16 protein-coding genes are annotated in these 19,411 nt (G+C 37.2%); 5 read left to right on the forward strand and 11 right to left on the reverse strand.

All coding sequences use genetic code 11. The annotated features are described in order from the left end of the window. The first annotated feature begins 165 nt into the window (after positions 1 to 165). Positions 166 to 1,071: an LCP family glycopolymer transferase gene (locus ACIQX2_RS02555; RefSeq protein WP_402846646.1), complete on the forward strand. Its 906-nt coding sequence runs from the start codon at positions 166 to 168 to the stop codon at positions 1,069 to 1,071. 222 nt (positions 1,072 to 1,293) lie between these two features. Here ACIQX2_RS02555 and ACIQX2_RS02560 read toward each other — a convergent pair whose 3' ends face one another. The 7 genes from ACIQX2_RS02560 to ACIQX2_RS02590 all read right to left on the reverse strand — a co-directional run bounded on the left by ACIQX2_RS02560 (position 1,294) and on the right by ACIQX2_RS02590 (position 8,668). Beyond that, entirely contained in the window at positions 1,294 to 2,946 is a 1,653-nt protein-coding gene (locus tag ACIQX2_RS02560) for an acyl-CoA dehydrogenase family protein (RefSeq protein ID WP_402846649.1), read from the reverse strand. A 1-nt stretch (position 2,947) separates the two neighbouring features. Next, a complete protein-coding gene (locus ACIQX2_RS02565) occupies positions 2,948 to 4,447 on the reverse strand; it encodes a class I adenylate-forming enzyme family protein (RefSeq protein WP_402846652.1) in 1,500 nt (499 codons plus the stop codon). Continuing rightward, positions 4,444 to 4,830, reverse strand: a complete 387-nt coding sequence (locus ACIQX2_RS02570) for a MerR family transcriptional regulator (RefSeq protein WP_402846653.1) — start codon at positions 4,828 to 4,830, stop codon at positions 4,444 to 4,446. The genes ACIQX2_RS02565 and ACIQX2_RS02570 overlap by 4 nt, the downstream gene beginning before the upstream one ends. 114 nt (positions 4,831 to 4,944) lie before the next feature. Beyond that, on the reverse strand, positions 4,945 to 6,105 hold the full coding sequence (locus ACIQX2_RS02575; RefSeq protein WP_402846655.1) for an aminotransferase class I/II-fold pyridoxal phosphate-dependent enzyme: 1,161 nt from the start codon (positions 6,103 to 6,105) through the stop codon (positions 4,945 to 4,947). A gap of 762 nt (positions 6,106 to 6,867) precedes the next feature. Continuing rightward, positions 6,868 to 7,296: a VOC family protein gene (locus ACIQX2_RS02580; RefSeq protein WP_402846657.1), complete on the reverse strand. Its 429-nt coding sequence runs from the start codon at positions 7,294 to 7,296 to the stop codon at positions 6,868 to 6,870. Between the two features lie 79 nt (positions 7,297 to 7,375). After that, positions 7,376 to 8,359 carry a GMP reductase gene (guaC, locus tag ACIQX2_RS02585; protein WP_402846659.1) on the reverse strand — a complete coding sequence of 328 codons (984 nt, stop codon included), beginning with the start codon at positions 8,357 to 8,359 and terminating at the stop codon, positions 7,376 to 7,378. A gap of 87 nt (positions 8,360 to 8,446) precedes the next feature. Continuing rightward, the gene (locus ACIQX2_RS02590) at positions 8,447 to 8,668 is read right to left on the reverse strand and encodes a hypothetical protein (protein WP_402846661.1); all 222 of its coding nucleotides are present in this window, start codon (positions 8,666 to 8,668) and stop codon (positions 8,447 to 8,449) included. 412 nt (positions 8,669 to 9,080) lie between these two features. Here ACIQX2_RS02590 and menC point away from each other — a divergent pair, with 412 nt between their 5' ends. From menC to ACIQX2_RS02605, 3 genes are all read left to right on the forward strand, one after another. Next, positions 9,081 to 10,187 (forward strand): o-succinylbenzoate synthase, encoded by a 1,107-nt coding sequence (gene menC, locus ACIQX2_RS02595; protein ID WP_402846663.1) that lies wholly within the window; start codon positions 9,081 to 9,083, stop codon positions 10,185 to 10,187. Positions 10,188 to 10,291: 104 nt separating this feature from the next. Then, positions 10,292 to 11,269: a proline dehydrogenase family protein gene (locus ACIQX2_RS02600; protein ID WP_402846664.1), complete on the forward strand. Its 978-nt coding sequence runs from the start codon at positions 10,292 to 10,294 to the stop codon at positions 11,267 to 11,269. A gap of 235 nt (positions 11,270 to 11,504) precedes the next feature. Then, positions 11,505 to 12,104, forward strand: coding sequence for a transposase (locus ACIQX2_RS02605; RefSeq protein ID WP_402846665.1), 600 nt, complete (start codon positions 11,505 to 11,507; stop codon positions 12,102 to 12,104). Between the two features lie 22 nt (positions 12,105 to 12,126). Here ACIQX2_RS02605 and ACIQX2_RS02610 read toward each other — a convergent pair whose 3' ends face one another. The 3 genes from ACIQX2_RS02610 to ACIQX2_RS02620 form a co-directional block, all read right to left on the reverse strand. After that, entirely contained in the window at positions 12,127 to 12,924 is a 798-nt protein-coding gene (locus tag ACIQX2_RS02610; RefSeq protein WP_402846667.1) for a gamma-glutamyl-gamma-aminobutyrate hydrolase family protein, read from the reverse strand. 66 nt (positions 12,925 to 12,990) lie between these two features. After that, positions 12,991 to 14,067, reverse strand: a complete 1,077-nt coding sequence (locus ACIQX2_RS02615; protein ID WP_402846668.1) for a branched-chain amino acid aminotransferase — start codon at positions 14,065 to 14,067, stop codon at positions 12,991 to 12,993. Positions 14,068 to 14,276: 209 nt separating this feature from the next. Beyond that, a complete protein-coding gene (locus tag ACIQX2_RS02620; protein WP_402847477.1) occupies positions 14,277 to 14,753 on the reverse strand; it encodes a C40 family peptidase in 477 nt (158 codons plus the stop codon). 284 nt (positions 14,754 to 15,037) lie between these two features. On the opposite strand from ACIQX2_RS02620, the gene ACIQX2_RS02625 reads away from it, so the two are divergent. Next, a complete protein-coding gene (locus ACIQX2_RS02625) occupies positions 15,038 to 16,738 on the forward strand; it encodes a methyl-accepting chemotaxis protein (RefSeq protein ID WP_402846670.1) in 1,701 nt (566 codons plus the stop codon). Positions 16,739 to 17,474: 736 nt separating this feature from the next. On the opposite strand, the gene gdhA is transcribed toward ACIQX2_RS02625, so the two are convergent. Next, the gene (gene gdhA / locus ACIQX2_RS02630) at positions 17,475 to 18,857 is read right to left on the reverse strand and encodes an NADP-specific glutamate dehydrogenase (RefSeq protein WP_402846671.1); all 1,383 of its coding nucleotides are present in this window, start codon (positions 18,855 to 18,857) and stop codon (positions 17,475 to 17,477) included. Positions 18,858 to 19,411: the final 554 nt, after the last annotated feature.

Here is a 19,411-nt window from a genome sequence, read left to right on the forward strand (position 1 = left end):
ATAAAGTATAACATATGAAACATACTTTATTCGACATATTTATGGACTGACTTGAAAATAGATAAATGGATATACGAGTTGAATAAATACAGAGGTTCTAGTTAATAATCTAAATAGAATTTTCATATAAATAGACAATGAAGTTCCAAGAAATGAGGATCATGAATGTCTAAGAAGATTATTTGGATTACCCTTATTTGCTGCTTACTTTTAGGCGGAACAATCTACGCTGCTAGCATTTATAAAAATGTGACTAAGACACTCGAAACAATTCATGAACCCGAAATTCGTAAAGTTTCTAATCTGCGAAAAACGGAAGTAGAGCTCGTAGATCAGGAACCAATTTCCGTATTACTACTTGGTGTGGATGAGCGTGAGGATGATGTTGGACGCTCGGATACGATAATAGTACTCACCGCTAACCCCTCTCTAGCTTCGATAAAAGTATTGAGTATCCCTAGAGACACATATACGGAGATCATTGGAATGCAAAAAATGGATAAATTAAATCACGCCTACGCATTTGGTGGAATAGATATGGCACTTCATTCTGTGGAAAACTTGCTAGATATTCCAATTGACTATGTTGTGCAAGTTAATATGGAAAGTTTTCTAGAAATTGTCGATAGCGTTGGCGGTGTGACAGTCGAGAACCCTACTGCTTTTGAGGAAAATGGCTATCATTTCGAAGAAGGTCTTATCCATCTAGATGGAGATATGGCACTTAGCTATGTGCGAATGCGGAAGAATGATCCGCTAGGCGACTTTGGGAGACAGGAGCGTCAAAAACAAGTGCTTCTAGCCGTTCTAAAAGAAGGTGCATCCTTCAATAGCCTGCTCCATTATAAGGAATTATTGGCTACTCTAGCAGAAAACATTCGAACGAATATGACATTTGAACAAATGATGGATATTCAAAAAGGCTATAAAGATACACTCGCCAATATCGAGTCTATTTCTCTTACGAAGGGAAGCGGTAAGCGAATGAATGATATTTGGTATTATGTACCTGAAGAGGAAGAACTGAGTGAAGTAACGATGGATTTGAAGGAGCATTTGGAGCTTGATTAGGGATCTTGAGGAGTCGTTGGGTCGGTTACTCTCGCTCGGGTGCTGGTTACTTGCGGTCAAGCGGTGGATACTTTCGGTCGAGCTGGCCTTACTCTCGGAGCCAAGGCAGTTACTCTCGCTCATGAGGCATTTACTAGCGGAACGGATTATTTACCCAACTTTTCCAACTCAAAAAGGCTATCCCAAAAAGGGAATAGCCTTTTCCTGTATATACTGTTATGACTAGTTCGTTTGATCATGATTGATTCCCTTAAACCACTCACAAGTCTGCATTTTATCACCTAATTTGCGTAACTGCCATGTTTCTTCTATATAAATTGAGCTTAATGATCCAATATGAGGTTTGTTGGCAATTTCTACAGCTATGACACTTTCATACAAGCGTACCATTTCTTTAGCAAGTGCTTTTGCTTCAAATGTTTGGACATCCTTTTGTAAAGTAGCAAATAACTCCATTGCTTCGCTTAGTTGCCCGAGCTTTTCATGGACAATGGATTTCATGTTTGATTCCTCACATTTTTGAAGTCGCTGCTCCATTGCTTCAGCAAATAGATGATGTACATTGAACTTATTCACCAATCGTATGAGCTCTAGCGCTAGGATATTCGCGGTTCCTTCCCATACAGTCAGCACCTGCGCATCACGTAATAATCTAGGAGTGACAAAGTCTTCGATATAGCCATTACCTCCGTGCATTTCAATTGCTTCGTGGGCAAAGTGAATTGCTTGCTCGGCCGTTTCTTTCTTTAATAAAGCTATAAACAATCGATTCAATATCACTTCTTCCTTCGTGGCATCTCCACTTACGACTCGATCATATTGCTCGATTAGATCAAAAGTTGTATACAGTTCTATTTCTAACTTCGCACGCATCCGGCCAAGGGAGTCTTGAATCATTGGAAATTCATTTAATTTATTGCCAAATGCAGTTCGCTTTTCTGCATAAGCAAACGACTCGTTATAAGCACGACGCATAATGCCAAGCGACGCAACCGTATTACAAATGCGTGATAGATTCAGTGCCTCCAGCATATACTTCAACCCTTTGGAAATATCCCCTACTAAGTAGCCTATAGCACCTTCAAATTCTACCTCACCACTTGGGACTGCTCGAACACCTAGCTTATCCTTTAATCGACGAATTTTAATGCCATTTAATGAACCGTCCCCGTTTTTCCAAGGAACAGCAAATAATGTCAGCCCTTTAGAGCCACTTGGGGCATCTTCTATACGCGCAAGCACCATAGCAACTCCAGCCATTCCAGCGTTTGAGGCAAAATACTTTTCTCCAAATAAACGATAATGCTCCCCTTCTTCTACAGCTTTTACTTCATTGGCTCCTACATCCGATCCACCCTGACGCTCAGTTAAAAAGGTTGCACCCTCGTAAAGCTCTTTTTCTCCTGTTGCGATGACATGGGGAAGAAATCGTTCTTTCACCTCCTGATTCGCATAATGATCGAGTAAATAACTAGTAGCCATCGTAAGTGTGACGGGACAATAAAATCCGGCCTCCGCTTGGGATAGTAAATACCCCTGTGCAAAGCTATACACATAGTTTCCTTTTTGCCCAAGCTCAGGTATCTCTTTATGCAAATAACCTACTATGCCCGTTTCATATGTTTCCTTTAACGTCTGTTTATAGCCTTCATTTACCCAAATAACTGACTGATCATCTCCGAATTTTTCATATTTTAGTAGCTTCGGCTCTCCTTCCCGATCGGTATGCCTTGCGCGTTGATCTATTTCATTTGCCACGAGCTCCCCGAATGTTTCTAGCTGACCCTGTGCATATCCATAGAATGCCGGATGTAATTTTGACTGCAAAATATCCTGTAATGATTCATCTCCTGCAAAGTAATTTGCTCGTTCCATATTATTTACCTACTTCCCTTAATGACTGCTTCAGAATTTTTCCGGATGCATTGCGAGGAAGGGCTTGGACTTGTTCAAAGAGCTTTGGTATTTTGAAGGAGGACACTTTTCCATTCAAATGTTCTATTAATTCCTTCGACTCTACTGGCCTGTTTGCCGCAAAATAAGCTTTAACCGTTTCGCCCCATTCTGCGTGTGGGACACCTACAATAGCAACCTCTGAAACTGCTTCATAGGTAATTAATGCATCCTCCACTTCCTTCGGATAAATATTTACTCCTCCTGAAATAATCATGTCTTTTTTTCGATCAACTATAAATATATATCCATCTTCATCAACTCGGGCTAAATCACCTGTCTTTAACCAATCGCTATCAAAGGTCGCTGCCGTTGCTTCTGGGTTTTTATAGTACCCTAACATCGTTCCATCCCCTCGGAGGTAAATTTCCCCGACCTCAGCTACACCTACATCTTCGCCATTAGCATTTACGACTCTTATTTCCGTGAATAATGCTGCTCTTTTCCCAATACTACCTGCTTTGTGATCATGTTCATGCCCTAACAACAGCGTCCCACTTGGACCTGCCTCCGTTAATCCGTATACACATACAAGATTATTCGTTTTGAAAGCCTGTTTCACAAATAAAACCTCTCCACTCGATAATGGAGCACCACCATAAATCCACCACTTCATCGTGCTTAAGTCTGTTTGATCTATCGCGGGATTCTTTCCTGTCATTAAATAAGCAACAGGAGCTCCAAAGAAATGGGTAGTCCTCTCTTCCTCTACTGTTTTTAGCAGCAAATCAGGAGTAAATGTTGGCGTTAAAACGAGTGTTGCGCCAACTATTACTCCAGCTACCATAAATAAATGAAGAGGAGCAGAATGACTAAGTGGCATCATTAGAAGCAATCGACTTTCTGGCTTCATTTCCATTTCAATACAAATCATTTTCGCTACAGTGAGAACATTACGATGACTGAAAAGCACTCCTTTTGGCTGCCCTGTAGTTCCAGAAGTATATAAAATGGTAGATGGCTCGTCATCCGTTGAAGAAGATTTAGGAAGCGTTTTCATTTTTTTCTTAGTTAATTCATTAAACGTAACCCATCCTTGATGCTCGCCACCCGTTTTTACAAGGAGACATTCGTTTTGTAGATCCTTAACTGAATCGAATAAAAGTTCATGTACTACGAATGCCTTTGCATCTGCATGGTTGAAAATATACTCTATTTCCGCAAATGTAGACTTTGCATTAATCGGGACAATTATTGCTTCGATTCGATGTGCAGCAAAATAAGTAATAATAAATTCGGGAACATTGGGCATAAAAAGTATAATTTTATCATCTTTCTTAATACCTGCCTTTAATAGTCCAGTTGACAACTTATCTACTAAATCATTTAAAGCTTTGTAGGTAAGTCTTTGTCCCATTCCAACTACAGCCTCATTAAGTGAATACTTTCTTGCATTATGTTCTAATAGTCTGGATAAATTCATCTGTTTTCCTCCCTTTTTAGATTTTGTAATTTATCTGTAAAAACATGTAGCAAGGTCCCCATTTCTTTTTTCATTTCTTCTAAGTCTATAATCTTCTCTTCTATTTCTTTTATTTTTTCATTTCCATATTCTATTGTTCGTTCTAGTTGTTTTTTTCCAGTTCGATCCATATCAAATAGCAGTACCATCTCTTTTATTTCATCCAGTTGAAAGCCATATTGCTTTCCTCTTTGAATGAGCTTTAGTTTGGTACAATCAGCAGGTCGATAAAATCTCCGGTTACTCTCGCTACGAATCGGATTTAATAATCCCAGTTCTTCGTAATAGCGGATAGTTCTCGTCGAAATACTGAATTGTTTTGCAACATCTGAAATACTTTTCATCTCGCCCCCACTCCCTATGAATATATTTTGAGCATAGCATTTACGTTAACGTAAACTTCAAGTGTTATTTAAAAATAAGACACTAAACAAATGCGTCTAGTGTCTTAGTAATTATTAATTATTTAAAGTAAGCAGGAATTCTTCTAGTCTATTTAATCCTTCTTCTAGCACAGCCATGCTATAGGCATATGAAATACGTATGAATCCCTCTCCGTATTCTGTGAATGCACTTCCTGGTACGACCGCGACTTCGCCCTCCTGTAATAGCTTAGTAGCAAAATCAAATGAATTCATTCCGTACTTTCTTATATCTGGGAAAATATAAAACGCACCATTTGGTTTTTCTACCGTCAATCCCATCTCCGTTAAACGGCTATAGACAAAGTCGCGTCTTTTCACATATTCCACGTTCATCTCCCTCGGGATATCTTTCGCATTGGTTAGGGCTTCGATTGCAGCATATTGAGCTGGCAATGATGCACAAATAGTATTGAAGATGTGCACCTTTACTACGTGCTCCATCACATTTGCCGGTCCCATCAGGAAGCCGATTCTCCAGCCAGTCATGGAATGCGACTTGGAAACGCCGTGAATATAAAATAATTTCTCTCGTATTTCCTGATAACTTGCAAAGGAATGGTGTTTTCCAGTGAAATTATTCTCACTATATATTTCATCGGTTAGCACAAATAAATTCTTCTCTTTTATTACATTGACTAATCCATCCATCGTCTCCTTTGTTAGAACGACACCAGTTGGATTGGAAGGATTATTGAAAAAAATAGCCTTTGTTCTGTCTGTTATCAAGCTCGCAAGTCTTTCTGCAGAAGGTTGAAAATAAGTGTCCGTCGTATCTAAATAGACTACTTTGGCACCGCAAAGTTCAATAACAGGAACATACCCTGAATAAGTAGGAGCAGGTAAAATAACCTCGTCCCCTTCTTCTAATATTGTTCGGAATACTGCATCGATTGCTCCACTTGCGCCATTTGTGATCACTATTTCATTTTGGATATCATAGGAAAAACCGTATTTACCTTTGAAAAAGGAGTTCACAGCATTTCTAAGCTCCAGCAGCCCTGCATTGTGCGAGTATCCAGTTAAGTTTTCTTCAATTGCTCGAATACCTGCTTCTTTTACAGAAGGCGGTGTTGGAAAATCGGGTTGACCAATTGTCAAATTAATCGCATCCGGATAATGAACTAATTGATTGGAGAATTGTCTCGTTCCAGGGATTTTCAATGATTGCGCTCGAGGATTTATTCGTATACTCATCCTGTTACCTCTTCTTTCTTTTTAATATTGCAATAGTTTTATATATAAGTATACTTTATACAGCTTAGATTTATAATGTTTTTTTCGATTATTTAGAAATTAAGAACAATAACCTAGATATGCCATTGATTGCAGCGGAGGTCGGACGCTTTCCGTGGGCACGGCTCGAGCCTGTAGTCTCTCCCTCGTGCTGTCCCACTGGAGTCGTCGACCTGCGCTGCAATCAACAATAAGCCCCTTATATAGGATAGTTGCATACAATATTGCCTAAATAATCTATCATTCTCTAGCCTAATAGTATAAATTAATAATTAAATTCTGCTTTCTTCATCTATCAGTGGATAGCATTTATTATTCAAAAAAGAGTACAAGTAATTTAAGTTAATCACTAAAAATTAGTCCAATCTTTTTATCTTAGCTATAAGCTATGCCAATTCCTTTTGTGTAGTACTACACATTAATTGATTGTAGTGGAAGGTGGCGACTTCAGCGGGATGAGTGAGACAGATGAGCTATCACAGCGGCGCGTTAGCGACGGTGATAGCTCATCGCTCCCCCCGCGAAACGCGTCCACCTGAAACGGAAATCAGTAGTGTTTTTTATTGCCTTTATTCGCTAGTCTGGAGCGACTCAGGCGGGCTAGGTGCTGGAGTCTGGACGGAGATTCACTTGTAGAAAGTTATCCACATACCAATGATTTTATAATTTTCTAAAATAAAAAAAGCTATGCAACGTATCTTGTACGTTACATAGCCTTTAAAGTTATTGTGGCAATTGATCGGTTTCGTGACTAAATTGCCATTCTATACCGAACTTATCTCTCAAGGAACCGTAGCACTTGCTCCAAAATGTTTCCTGAAGCTCCATGCTTACTTTGCCGCCTTCTTTTAGCGCATTAAAAACAGATTTTACTTCTTCTTCATCTTTACTTACAAAAGCTAAACTGATATTGTTTCCTTCCACAAAAGGTGATCCTGGAAATGTATCAGAGAACATTACATTGCTACCATTGATATTTAAGCGAGTGTGTAGAACTAAATCTTTTGCTTCTTCTGGCAAGGCAAAATCGGGATGTTGTGGTGCTTCACCAAATGTCATTATTTCAGGTTTATCCGTATTAAATACTTCTGCATAAAATTCTGCAGCCTCGCGACAATTCCCATTAAAATTAAGGTATACATCTACAGCCATTTAGAACACTCCTCTTTTTCAAATAATGTTATTATTCAAATAATATTGTAGCATTTCATCATTTAAATAACATTAATTATTAATAAACTTTATCTCCATTGAAAATAGAGTTTTTCACGATTACGTAATCTACATTGCGAATTGACTCTAATTTATTTCCACCGGAGTAGGAAATGGAGGATTGTAAATCTTGTTCCATTTCTCTCAATGTATCTTCTAGAGGTCCTTTATATTCTACAAACATCTTTTTACCTTCTACGTTTTTCTTTTCACCTTTTTGGAATTCGGATGCAGAACCAAAATATTCTTTATAGCGCTTGCCATCCTTTTCTACTGTAACGCCAGGTGATTCCTCATGTCCTGCAAATAGAGATCCAATCATAACCATGGAAGCCCCGAAGCGAACTGACTTTGCAATATCACCATGCGTACGAATTCCACCGTCTGCTATTATTGGTTTGCTAGCTGCTTTTGCACACCAGCGCAGCGCTGCAAGTTGCCAACCACCAGTTCCAAATCCGGTTTTAATCTTCGTAATACACACTTTCCCAGGTCCGATTCCAACTTTTGTTGCATCGGCTCCAGCATTTTCTAGCTCTCTTACAGCTTCTGGAGTACCTACGTTACCCGCGATAACAAAGCTCTTCGGTAAATGTGTTTTTAGATGTTTAATCATGTTAATAACAGCATTGGAATGACCGTGTGCAATATCAATCGTAATGAATTCAGGCACAAGCTTCTCGGCTGCCAACTGCTCCACAAATGTGTATTCTTCCTCTTTAACACCCACACTAATAGAAGCTATTAAACCACGTGACTGCATACTTTTGATGAAAGCAATACGTTTTTGCGGCTCAAATCGATGCATAATGTAAAAGTAACCATTTTCCGCTAAATAATTTGCAATGTTTTCATCTATAATTGTCTGCATATTAGCAGGCACTACTGGTAATTTAAATGTATGTCCTCCTAGGGTTACTGTGGTATCACATTCTGATCTACTATTTACCACACATTTCGCTGGAATTAATTGAATATCTTCATAATCGAATACATTTTCCATCGTTTTCACTCCTAAATACGAATATTTATTTACAAATGAACTTTAATGTTCGTCCATTTGGTAATTTACATCATATTTAGTAGTATGTCAATCTATATGTTGTTCATGTGTGAAAGTGAATTCTATCTTTCTATTTAAATCTACATGCATTTCAATTAATTTTATACGGTCACTTAGCTCCAAAACCGCTTGCATAATTTGACGCTGATCTGCTTGTGACATATGAGTTTGAAGTTCTACCTGATCAATCGTTTCCTCTACCTTTCGTAAACTGCGATTCATTACTTGAACTAGATATTCAACTGTCATAGGCTATCCACTCCTCTCATTTTCCTTATTGTATCCATTCGCTAAGTTAATTCAATTGTCAGAATTAATTAATAAATGCAACTATATAATTTTTGGTTTCTTTTTGAACGGAAAATTCATTTTTACTAAGATTTTGGGTCTCAAAATAAATTTTTGCAAATTCATGTCATATTTTGTTTTTCAATAATATAATAGTAAAAAGGATAGGAGGAGATTTTCTATTAACCCTAATCCCATAGAACCTGAAGAAATGGCTTATCGAAATGACTTAGATATACAAGCCTCTTTAAATATGATTTGGGAAGGTGCGCCAGTTTCTCCAATTGATATAGATACTGAAGATCTCGATTCCCAAAAATCTTCCCTACAACAGTAGGGTTTTTTGCATGATAATATTCTAAGGAGTAATAATATGATTATCAAAAAAATTAATATGCGTCATATGAAAATGACGATGAAAAATTCATTTGTCACTAGCTTTGGAAGTCTACAGGAAAAAGAGTTTTTCTTGTTAGAGGTTTTCGATGAAAACGGGAATACTGGTTGGGGAGAATCTGCCGCTTTCCAAGCTCCCTGGTATACAGAAGAAACGGTTCAAACTACCTTACATATGATTAGAGACTTTTTAGTACCTCTGCTATTGAATAAAGAAATATCCCATCCTGATGAAGTAAATGAAATTTTTTCGCCTATCAGAAAAAATAATATGGCGAAGGCTGCAATTGAAACTGCAATATGGGATTTATATGCAAAACGAACTAATCAAACACTAGGACAAGCTCTTGGCGGAAATACCGACAAAATAGCAGTAGGCATTAGCATCGGTATCCAAACAAGTACAGACAAACTATTGGACTTAGTACATCATTATATAGAAGAGGGCTACAAACGGCTAAAGGTGAAAATTAAACCTGGATATGATATCGAGGTGATTCAAAAACTGAGAGAAGCCTTTCCAAATGTTCCTCTAATGGCAGATGCGAATTCTTCCTATACACTAGATGATATAGCGCTACTAAAACAACTAGATGATTATCAGCTAATGATGATTGAACAGCCTCTTGCGAGCGATGATATTGTTGATCATGCGAAGCTTCAAAAACAGTTAAATACCCCAATTTGTCTGGATGAAAGTATCCTTTCCTTAGAGGATGCACGTAAAGCAATCGAGCTCGGTAGTACGAAGGTTATTAACATAAAAATTGCACGTGTTGGAGGCTTAACCGAAGCAAAGAAAATTCATGATTACTGCATGGAAAAAGGAGTTCCTGTTTGGTGTGGCGGCATGTTGGAGGCTGGTATCGGTCGTGCACATAATATCGCTCTAACGTCCCTTCCAAATTTCACACTACCTGGTGATACTGCTGGGTCCTCTCATTACTGGGAGAAGGATATTATTTCTCCTGAAATTGTAGTAATTGACGGTTTTATTGATGTTCCAAAAGGAAAGGGTATAGGTGCCGATCCAAATATGAAAGTAATTGAGCGCTTTATGCTGGATATGGTTGTGTTTGAATAGATGCGAGCTAAAATGACAATTTATTCCTCTATGGTACAAGGTTATATGTTTTGTAGAAATTTGTGATATAATTTAGGCATCTAAACAGAGATGGGAGCATTACAATGTTAAAAGATATTTTTATGGCTTTATCAGAGAATCAATTATTAAATGGTGCGGCAAAAAAATATGGTTTAAAAATGGGTGCACAGCATGTAGTTGCTGGGACCAATATTGAAGAAACAATGGAGAGCATTAAAAAACTAAATGCTATGGGCATCTCTTGTACAGTAGATAACCTTGGAGAATTTGTATTCGAAAAAGAAGAAGCATTAGCTGCCAAAGAACAAATTATCGCAGTGATTGAAGCTATCGAAGAGCATCAAGTAGATGCACATATTTCGTTAAAACCATCACAGCTTGGTCTTGATATTGACTACGACTTCGCTTTAAACAACTTAAAAGAAATTGTACAAGTTGCACACAAATATGGCACATTTATCAATATTGACATGGAATCCAACAAACATTTACAACCTTCATTTGATATTTTGGACGAGCTTTCAAAAGACTACGATAACGTTGGAACTGTTATTCAAGCATACTTCTACCGTGCAACAGAAGACATTCAAAAGTATAAAAACTTCCGTCTACGTATCGTAAAAGGAGCTTATAAAGAGCCTGTTGAATACGCATACCAAACGAAAGAAGAAATCGACAAAAACTATATCGAACTAATCGAATGGCATTTATTAAACGGGAAATTCACTTCTATTGCTACGCATGATCATAATGTAATTAATCATGTTAAACAATTTATCAAAGATAATAATATTCCTTACGATAAATTTGAATTCCAAATGTTATATGGCTTCCGTACAGAAATGCAGCAGCAGCTTGCAAACGAAGGTTATAACTTCTGTACATATGTACCATTTGGACAAGATTGGTACGGCTACTTCATGCGTCGCCTAGCAGAGCGTCCTGCAAATATGAACTTAGTTGTAAAACAAGTTTTCAATAAAAACACGAATACAATGCTTGGTCTAGCTGCTGGTGCATTTGCACTTGGTCGTTTAACAAAACGCAACAAACGTAAGTAATTCATTTATATAAACCACACTCTCCTTTACGGAAAGTGTGGTTTTTTTATTTCTAATAATCCAAAAGATATCTGTGAGGAATTTTATTTTGAATGCTATAATTGGGGGAAAACTAAATTTTAATCACGTTTTCAAACCGAGAATGGAATTGTTGTTAATTATATTGAATTGCGACAATTGTTGTTTTTCCTCTTTTATTGTAAGGTGTTGTCAATATAAAGGAGGCGAAGTGGCGATGGGAAATATCCGAAAAGTTTGGCAGCCAGAACTTTTTTATCATATTACGATGCGTGGTAATAACAAACAATGTATTTTTATGAATAAAGAAGATTTCAAGTTCTTTTTTTATACACTTCAGCAGGCACACACTATTTACTCGTTTACGATTATTGCCTACAGCTTGATAAATAACCACTATCACCTTCTTATTCGCTCTCCTAGGGTTCCACTTTCTGAAGTGTTAATTTTTATCAATCAACAATACTCCGAATACTTTAAGTGTAAGTATAAATTTATTGGACAATTATATGAAACCAGATATTACACTAATATGATTTCTGAACCGTTGGAGTTATTAAAAGTGAGTAAATACATCCATCAAAATCATCTATTTGTACAAAGAACTTTTCTAGACAAATTAGATAATTACCCGAATTGTTCCTATTCATTTTATGTCAACGATAAAAAGGATCAGCCTACCTACCTAAATACGCATTTATTACCTTCTTTGATCAAAAAATATCCGGAATTCAAAATAGATAATTACAAACTATTCTGCGAGCATATTCAAATGGAAATAGAAAAGCCTTCCCATCGTCCATATAGTTTGACGTAGGAAGGCTTTGCCTAAATGTCTGTTATGCTATTGTTTCTTCAGAGGGAACTAATGCAATAACTTGTGCGTTCAATTTACTTGCTTCGACAAAAGCATTAAAGATTGGACGTACTGTATCTACTTGTCCTTCCATCATTTCTGGATGCCATTGTACGGCTACGACAAATCGGTTTTGCGCTTCCCACTCCATTCCCTCGATAATACCATCAGGAGCAATCATCGTCGGTGTAAATCCTTGACCTAACTCTTTTACGGCTTGGTGATGGAAGCTATTTACTTTCAGCTCCTCACTTTGAAAAATACTATTTAATATAGACCCACTTTCAATTTGCACCGGATGGAATGAATGATGTCTAATTGCTTTTGGAACAGAATGATTGATTCCTTCTGGTTTTTGAGAAGCTAAATCTTGATATATCTTTCCACCAGTTGCTACGTTAAGCAGCTGCATTCCACGGCAAATTCCTAGCACTGGAATGTCCATCTCCGATAACACCTTCCGGGCAAGCTTTAGCTCATGCATATCTCTTTTCGGTTCGATATAACCTAAACCAAATTTAGGATATTCACCATACAAATTAGGATCAATATCAGAGCCTCCCGAAAATAAGATGCCATCTAACTTTTCAAGCAGAGGGTCCAACGTCTCTACTTCACTTGTGATTGGCAAAATAACTGGAACCCCACCTGCTCTCTCAATCGCTACAATATAATCATCTGCAAGCATTTGCCATTCCTGATTTTTTGCACCTATACCTGCAGCTAAGCCTGCTGTATCATCTGATAAATAGTTAGCGCATATACCAATTAGTGGTTTCATCATCATTCTCCGTTCTATATAAACAAAATGATCGCCTCTCCGTTAAGAGAAGCGATTAGTACACTATTATTTTTCTAATTCGACTACCCAGCCAAATGGATCTTCGATAATACCTCGTTGAATTCCAGTTAACGTATCGTATAATTTTTGGGAAAGCTCTCCAGTTTCACCGTTATTAACGTAGAATAACTCCCCTTTCCAACGTAATTCTCCGATTGGTGAAATAACTGCAGCAGTACCAGTTCCAAAGGCTTCATCCAGTTTACCATTTAAGTATGCTTCACGAATTTCTTCCATTGAAACTTTACGTTCTGTAATTGGAACACCCCAATACTTTAATAATTCGATGATAGACTTTCTCGTAATCCCATCTAAAATACTACCATTTAAAGCTGGAGTAACTACCTCTCCGTCAATCTTGAAAAACACATTCATGCTTCCTACTTCTTCAATGTATTTTCTCTCTAATCCATCTAACCATAGAACCTGAGAGTATCCTTCACGATCGGCTACTTCCTGCGCCTTTAAACTAGACGCATAGTTACCAGCTGTTTTAGCAGTTCCTGTTCCCCCTGCAACCGCACGAACATATTCACTTTCCACTAATATTTTCACTGGATGAATACCTTCTTTGTAGTACGAACCAACCGGTGACATAATAATGATGAAGCTATATGTTTTTGAAGCAGATACCCCAAGATGAGCTTCTGTTGCGATCATAAAAGGTCTGATATAAAGTGATGTTCCCGGCTCTTTAGGAATCCATTCTTTATCTATTTCTAGTAGCTGTTTCAAAGCCTCAATCGCTAATTCTTCATCTATTTTTGGCATACTAAGACGATCAGCTGAAATATTCATGCGTTTCATGTTTTGCTCTGGACGGAACAATCGAACAATCCCATCCTCAGATAGATAGGCCTTCATTCCTTCAAAAATTGTTTGACCATAATGCAAAATAGATGCAGAGGGATCTAGTGTTAGGGCTTGATAAGGGACTATACGGTAATCATGCCAACCTGTTCCTTCTGTATAGTCAGCGATAAACATATGGTCTGTAAACTTGGTTCCAAACACTAATTGCTCTGATGGAGTTTTCTCATTTTTAATTTCATTTTCTGTAAATCGAATTTTTAGACTATTCATGGTGTGTTTCCCCTATCAATTATAATTAGTAAACTGCAACAATTTTAGATGTGCAATATATTATATGCAATTATACTACTTTTCCAGAAATTATAAATACCTTTTTAAAAATATTTTCGAAATATTTCAAACCTTGCATTAAACACATAAAACAACTATTTTTAAAAAGCCGCTTCAGCTAAGTGCTGAAACGGCAATATATTTAAGGATTATTTTTTTGCTACGGATACGTTTGCTACTCTTTTAGCACCAACGTATTTTTTACCCCAGTAATAAGGATCATTTAATTTATCGATGCGAACGCCTTTGGAAGATGAAGCATGGATGAATTTACCGCTACCTATGTAAATTCCAGCATGAGATACACCTTTACCAGTTGTGTTGAAGAAAACTAAATCTCCCACTGCTAAATTTGCTTTTTTTACTACTTTCCCACTGTTGTACATTCCTGCTGCTGTTCTTGGCAATTTAATACCCTTGCTTTTATAAACATAGCCGATGTAACCTGAACAATCAAAACCTGCCTTCGTCGTTCCACCATAGCGATATTTAATTCCTACCAAACTTTTCGCACTCGATACTATTTCATTGGATGCTACAGTGCTTGCTGCTTCTGTATTTCCTGCAAACGTTCCCGCAGCTAAAACTAAAGTTAAACTAAAAATGGCAATGATTTTTTTAAACATAGAAGTCAAAGCTTATGTTCCCCCAAGTTGTATATTGAAAAATTTATATGAAAATATTTCCTGAAAATTTCTCTATACCCATACTAACATCATTTAAACATTAGTGACTTTACAGTTGTGTAACAAAAGTATTACAGACCATTACTTATTAATTAATAAAAAGAAAAGGAAATTAGTCACAGATTCTTCTGAATTCACTTTATAAAAGTGTATCATTTTTACCTATTTCTATGATATAAATGTTATATATGTTTTATGGAAAGTTAGACAGGAGAGATTTTAATATGAAAAATACGTTAACAGTTCATCTAGGAATGATCATTGTTGGGATAATTGCTTCTATGCTATTAATCACTTCAGTGGCTACTTATAATACAGCATACGATGAACTGTATAAGGCCGCTGGTATTGAAGCTTATGGCTGTGCAAATATTACGACTGGATTGATCCAACCTGATGATGTTAAAAAAATAATTTCAGGAGATTCGTCAGCCGTTGGTAAGGTGAGTGAGCAACTAAATTGGACTACTGCTCATAAAGATATTTTTGAAACACAGTATATTATCGATTTAAATGGAAAATTGCTCGCGTTGGATGACAATTTAATGGAAGCCGGCTTCAAAGTTGGTGATCAATTTCATATTGATGAAGAAGCTATTGCGATGTTAATAGATATGAAGCATTCTACATATTCTGAGGCTTATGAATTTGGTGGTTTAGAAAGACTTTCTGGCTATGCTCCTATTTTTGAGGATCATGACCCTTCCAAAGATATAATTGCTATTAACGTTATTGATTTTGATGCTTCTATTGTTAAAGATCGTACTTGGGACGTAGTTAGTGGTGGAATACTTATCAGCATAATTCCATTAATTTTAGCTTCATTAGTTACACTATTTTTAATAAGAAGAAAAACAAAACCACTCTCCGCACTTATCGCTCATGCTGGTGAAATTGCAAAAGGTAATTTAACAGTAAATGATACCGATTTTACGAGCAAAGATGAAGTTGGAGATTTAAGTAGGACATTAAATACATTAGCATTAAACCTACGTAATATTATCGGAACGATTCAAACAACATCCGTTCAATTGACGAAAAATGTGGAGAACAACTCTATTTCGTTAAACGAGATGAAAGACGCAGTGCACCAGGTTTCAGTTAATATGAGTGAAACTGCCGCATCCGTATCTGACGGAACGATTACAGCGGTACAATCCTCCGATATTTTACAAAATCTAGCACAAGGCTTACAAATATCAAAAGAGCGCGCAGATACGAGTGTCCTAAATTCCAAAACAACTATGCATACTGCGGAAGAAGGTCTAACTCGTGCAAGTGAAATAAGTCGCGATATGGATAAGATTAGATCTGCTTCTATTGAAACGAGTGAAACAATTGGACGTCTAAATGAAGCAACTACTAAAATCCAGCAAATTACAGGTTCTATCTCAGCAATTGCTGCTCAAACAAATTTACTCGCGCTTAATGCATCTATTGAAGCTGCTCGTGCAGGAGAGCAAGGAAAAGGATTTGCAGTAGTCGCGGAGGAAGTTAGAAAACTAGCGGAACAATCCAATACTGAAGTAGAACAAGTCGAAAAAATTATTAAAGACATTACAGAAAATATTAAGCAAGTAGTAGAATCTACAGTTGAAAGCACAAAGTTAATTGAGGCTGGCTCTTCGACGGTTCTTCAAACATCTCAATCATTAAGTGATATTTCAACTGCGGTGGAGAAAACGGTCGAAGAAATCACGATGATTTCAAATATGACAACGGCAGAGGCAGATAATTCGAAACAGGTCGTAGAGTTAATCACACAACTTACCGAATCAATAAGAGAAATTGAAGAGGTTACTACTTCCATTTCAGCAGCAACAGAACAAACGACAGCATCTATTGATGAGATTGCAAATCGTTCAAATGAAACATATGAAATTGCACATGAATTAAATCAAATCGTAGGTAAATTTAAGCTTTAATAGAATATCAAAAAGGAGCACCCTACATCGGGTGCTTCTTTTCTCAACAGATAAGAGAGTAGTTAATATGTATCGTGAATAATGGGTTCAAAATACTTTTAAAAAAAGAAATACTGCTGATTTCCGTTTCAGGCGGACGCGTTTCGCGGGGTGAGCGATGAGCTATCACCGTCGCTTACGCGTCGATGTGATAGCTCATCTGTTCACTCATCCCGCAGAAGTCGCCACCTTTCACTAAAATCAACGTTGTGAGTAGTACTCCAGAATTAAATAATATTAAGCGTATCGCTTAGATGATAATAGTGGTCATAGTAAATATAGGTACAAAACCATCTGTTGAATTAGTTAAATATGCTTTAAAAAGAATCAAAAAAGTGGATTTCATTTATACTAGTGGAAATTAAGAGAAATAGTAAGTGTTCACTAAATAAAGGGGCGAACTAGCGAACGAAATTGTATCTTCGAGAGCTTACTCTATGTATAGGAAAGTATCTTTTCTCTTGTTATCCAAAACCGCATTAACCTGTTTCTAAAAATTGTAAGAGGGCTTTGGAAAGACAAACGCCATAAGATTACCGAAAAAAAGTGATATTGGTTGTGACCGATGTCACAACCAATATCACTAAAAATTCAATCGTTAATATTATAGCAAAACATCTGTCCATAACCCTTCGAGAACGATGGAAACAGGTTTTAATCTTAAGAGAAGGACTGTCATTTTGCACTGTTTTTCTTATTAATGAATACCATGCGCAACCATTGCATCCGCTACTTTAAGGAAACCAGCTATATTTGCACCTATTACTAAATTGCCAGGATGTCCGTAGCTTTCTGCTGCACTATAGCAGCTAGTGTAGATATTCTTCATCACAGTCTTTAACTTTTCGTCTACTTCTTCTACCGTCCACGATAAGCGCATACTGTTTTGCGACATTTCCATTGCTGAAACAGCTACACCGCCGGCATTTGCTGCTTTTGCTGGGGCAAATAAAACACCCTTTGCTTGAAAAGCAAGAATAGCCTCCTCTGTACAAGGCATATTTGCACCCTCACCTACTGCCCGTACCCCATTCGCAATTAATAAAAGGGCATCTTCTTTTTCCATTTCATTTTGTGTGGCACAAGGTAAAGCAATATCACAAGCAACCGACCAAATATTCTTGCAGCCATCAAAATAGACAGCATGAGGATGAGACTTTGTATATTCTTTAATTCGTTTACTATCAAACTCTTTTAACTGTTTAATTGTTTCTACATTAATACCTTTTGGATCATAAATATATCCATTTGAATCACTACAAGCTAGCACCACTGCACCTAGCTCGATCGCCTTCTCCATGGCGTATATTGCGACATTTCCAGATCCAGAAACTACTACTTTCTTTCCTTCAAAGCTATCATTCACGGTCTTCATCATTTCTTCCACAAAATAGACAGTACCATATCCTGTAGCCTCTTTTCTACCTAGGCTACCTCCGTGATTTGGGTCTTTCCCTGTGAATACTCCAGCCTCATAACCACCTCTTAAACGATTATACTGTCCGAACATATAGCCAATTTCTCTCTTCCCAACTCCGATATCCCCAGCTGGTACATCCATATCTGGTCCAATATATTTACTTAACTCAGTTATAAAACTTTGCGTAAATCGCATTATTTCACGCTCTGACTTACCTTTTGGATTAAAATCAGATCCACCTTTACCAGCGCCAATTGGCTGTCCCGTTAATGCATTTTTAAATGTCTGCTCGAAGGCCAAAAATTTCATAATACTACTATTCACCGTCGGATGAAAACGAATTCCACCCTTATAAGGTCCTAAGCTATTATTAAACTGAACTCGGAAACCACGGTTAACTTGAACTTTCCCAGTGTCATCTTCCCACGCAACTCGAAATGTAATAACTCGATCTGGTTCGGTTATACGTTCCAATATTCCATTATGTATATATTCCGGGTGTTTAAGAAAGACAGGTCTTAATGAATCAAAGATTTCACGTGTTGCCTGTAAAAATTCTTTTTCCCCTTGGTTTCTATCCTTTACTAGCTGAAATACTTCATGCACATAGTCATTGGCTCTGCTTTTATGTTCAGCATTGCTTCTAGTTGTTATTTCCATCCGATTACTCCTATCGTAGTATATTATTAGTTTCATTATCTCTAATAAATATCGATTATTCAATGTTTATAAATAAAAAATTATAAATATACACATTTATCAAAAAATAGGAACATTAAATAGACAAAAAATTAAAGGTATAAAGTCTCAGGTGGTCTTTTAAGGTCAAAACTGTTTCTTTCGTTTTCAAAGGGCTACGGACAGACTCCTTGCTATACGATTACCGCATGTTTTTTTAAGAGAAGCTGTCATGACTAGTAAGTCTACCTTCTTCATTATTCTATATAGAATAGTTCCCCTAATTTTGGTAGACGATATGATCACTATATTAACTTTGACTACAATTATCTTCTAAATCATACACTATGCCCAATCTAATAATGGGGGTACTACTTACTTTGTTGATTGTAGTGGAAGGTGGCGACTTCTGCAGGATGAGTGAGACAGATGAGATATCACAGCGACGCGTTAGCGACGGTGATAGCTAATCGCTCACCCCGCGAAACGCGTCCACCTGAAACGGAAATCAGCAGTATTATTTACTTTAAAAAGTA

It is taken from the genome of Psychrobacillus sp. NPDC096623 (assembly GCF_044762655.1).
GTDB lineage: Bacteria > Bacillota > Bacilli > Bacillales_A > Planococcaceae > Psychrobacillus.

Bases quoted from the DNA above. Each gene is read 5' to 3' on its own strand.
- ACIQX2_RS02555 (WP_402846646.1), top strand. From the start codon at position 166: ATGTCTAAGAAGATTATTTGGATTACCCTTATTTGCTGCTTACTTTTA.
- ACIQX2_RS02560 (WP_402846649.1), bottom strand. From the start codon at position 2,946: ATGGAACGAGCAAATTACTTTGCAGGAGATGAATCATTACAGGATATT.
- ACIQX2_RS02565 (WP_402846652.1), bottom strand. From the start codon at position 4,447: ATGAATTTATCCAGACTATTAGAACATAATGCAAGAAAGTATTCACTT.
- ACIQX2_RS02570 (WP_402846653.1), bottom strand. From the start codon at position 4,830: ATGAAAAGTATTTCAGATGTTGCAAAACAATTCAGTATTTCGACGAGA.
- ACIQX2_RS02575 (WP_402846655.1), bottom strand. From the start codon at position 6,105: ATGAGTATACGAATAAATCCTCGAGCGCAATCATTGAAAATCCCTGGA.
- ACIQX2_RS02580 (WP_402846657.1), bottom strand. From the start codon at position 7,296: ATGGCTGTAGATGTATACCTTAATTTTAATGGGAATTGTCGCGAGGCT.
- guaC (WP_402846659.1), bottom strand. From the start codon at position 8,359: ATGGAAAATGTATTCGATTATGAAGATATTCAATTAATTCCAGCGAAA.
- ACIQX2_RS02590 (WP_402846661.1), bottom strand. From the start codon at position 8,668: ATGACAGTTGAATATCTAGTTCAAGTAATGAATCGCAGTTTACGAAAG.
- menC (WP_402846663.1), top strand. From the start codon at position 9,081: ATGATTATCAAAAAAATTAATATGCGTCATATGAAAATGACGATGAAA.
- ACIQX2_RS02600 (WP_402846664.1), top strand. From the start codon at position 10,292: ATGTTAAAAGATATTTTTATGGCTTTATCAGAGAATCAATTATTAAAT.
- ACIQX2_RS02605 (WP_402846665.1), top strand. From the start codon at position 11,505: ATGGGAAATATCCGAAAAGTTTGGCAGCCAGAACTTTTTTATCATATT.
- ACIQX2_RS02610 (WP_402846667.1), bottom strand. From the start codon at position 12,924: ATGAAACCACTAATTGGTATATGCGCTAACTATTTATCAGATGATACA.
- ACIQX2_RS02615 (WP_402846668.1), bottom strand. From the start codon at position 14,067: ATGAATAGTCTAAAAATTCGATTTACAGAAAATGAAATTAAAAATGAG.
- ACIQX2_RS02620 (WP_402847477.1), bottom strand. From the start codon at position 14,753: ATGTTTAAAAAAATCATTGCCATTTTTAGTTTAACTTTAGTTTTAGCT.
- ACIQX2_RS02625 (WP_402846670.1), top strand. From the start codon at position 15,038: ATGAAAAATACGTTAACAGTTCATCTAGGAATGATCATTGTTGGGATA.
- gdhA (WP_402846671.1), bottom strand. From the start codon at position 18,857: ATGGAAATAACAACTAGAAGCAATGCTGAACATAAAAGCAGAGCCAAT.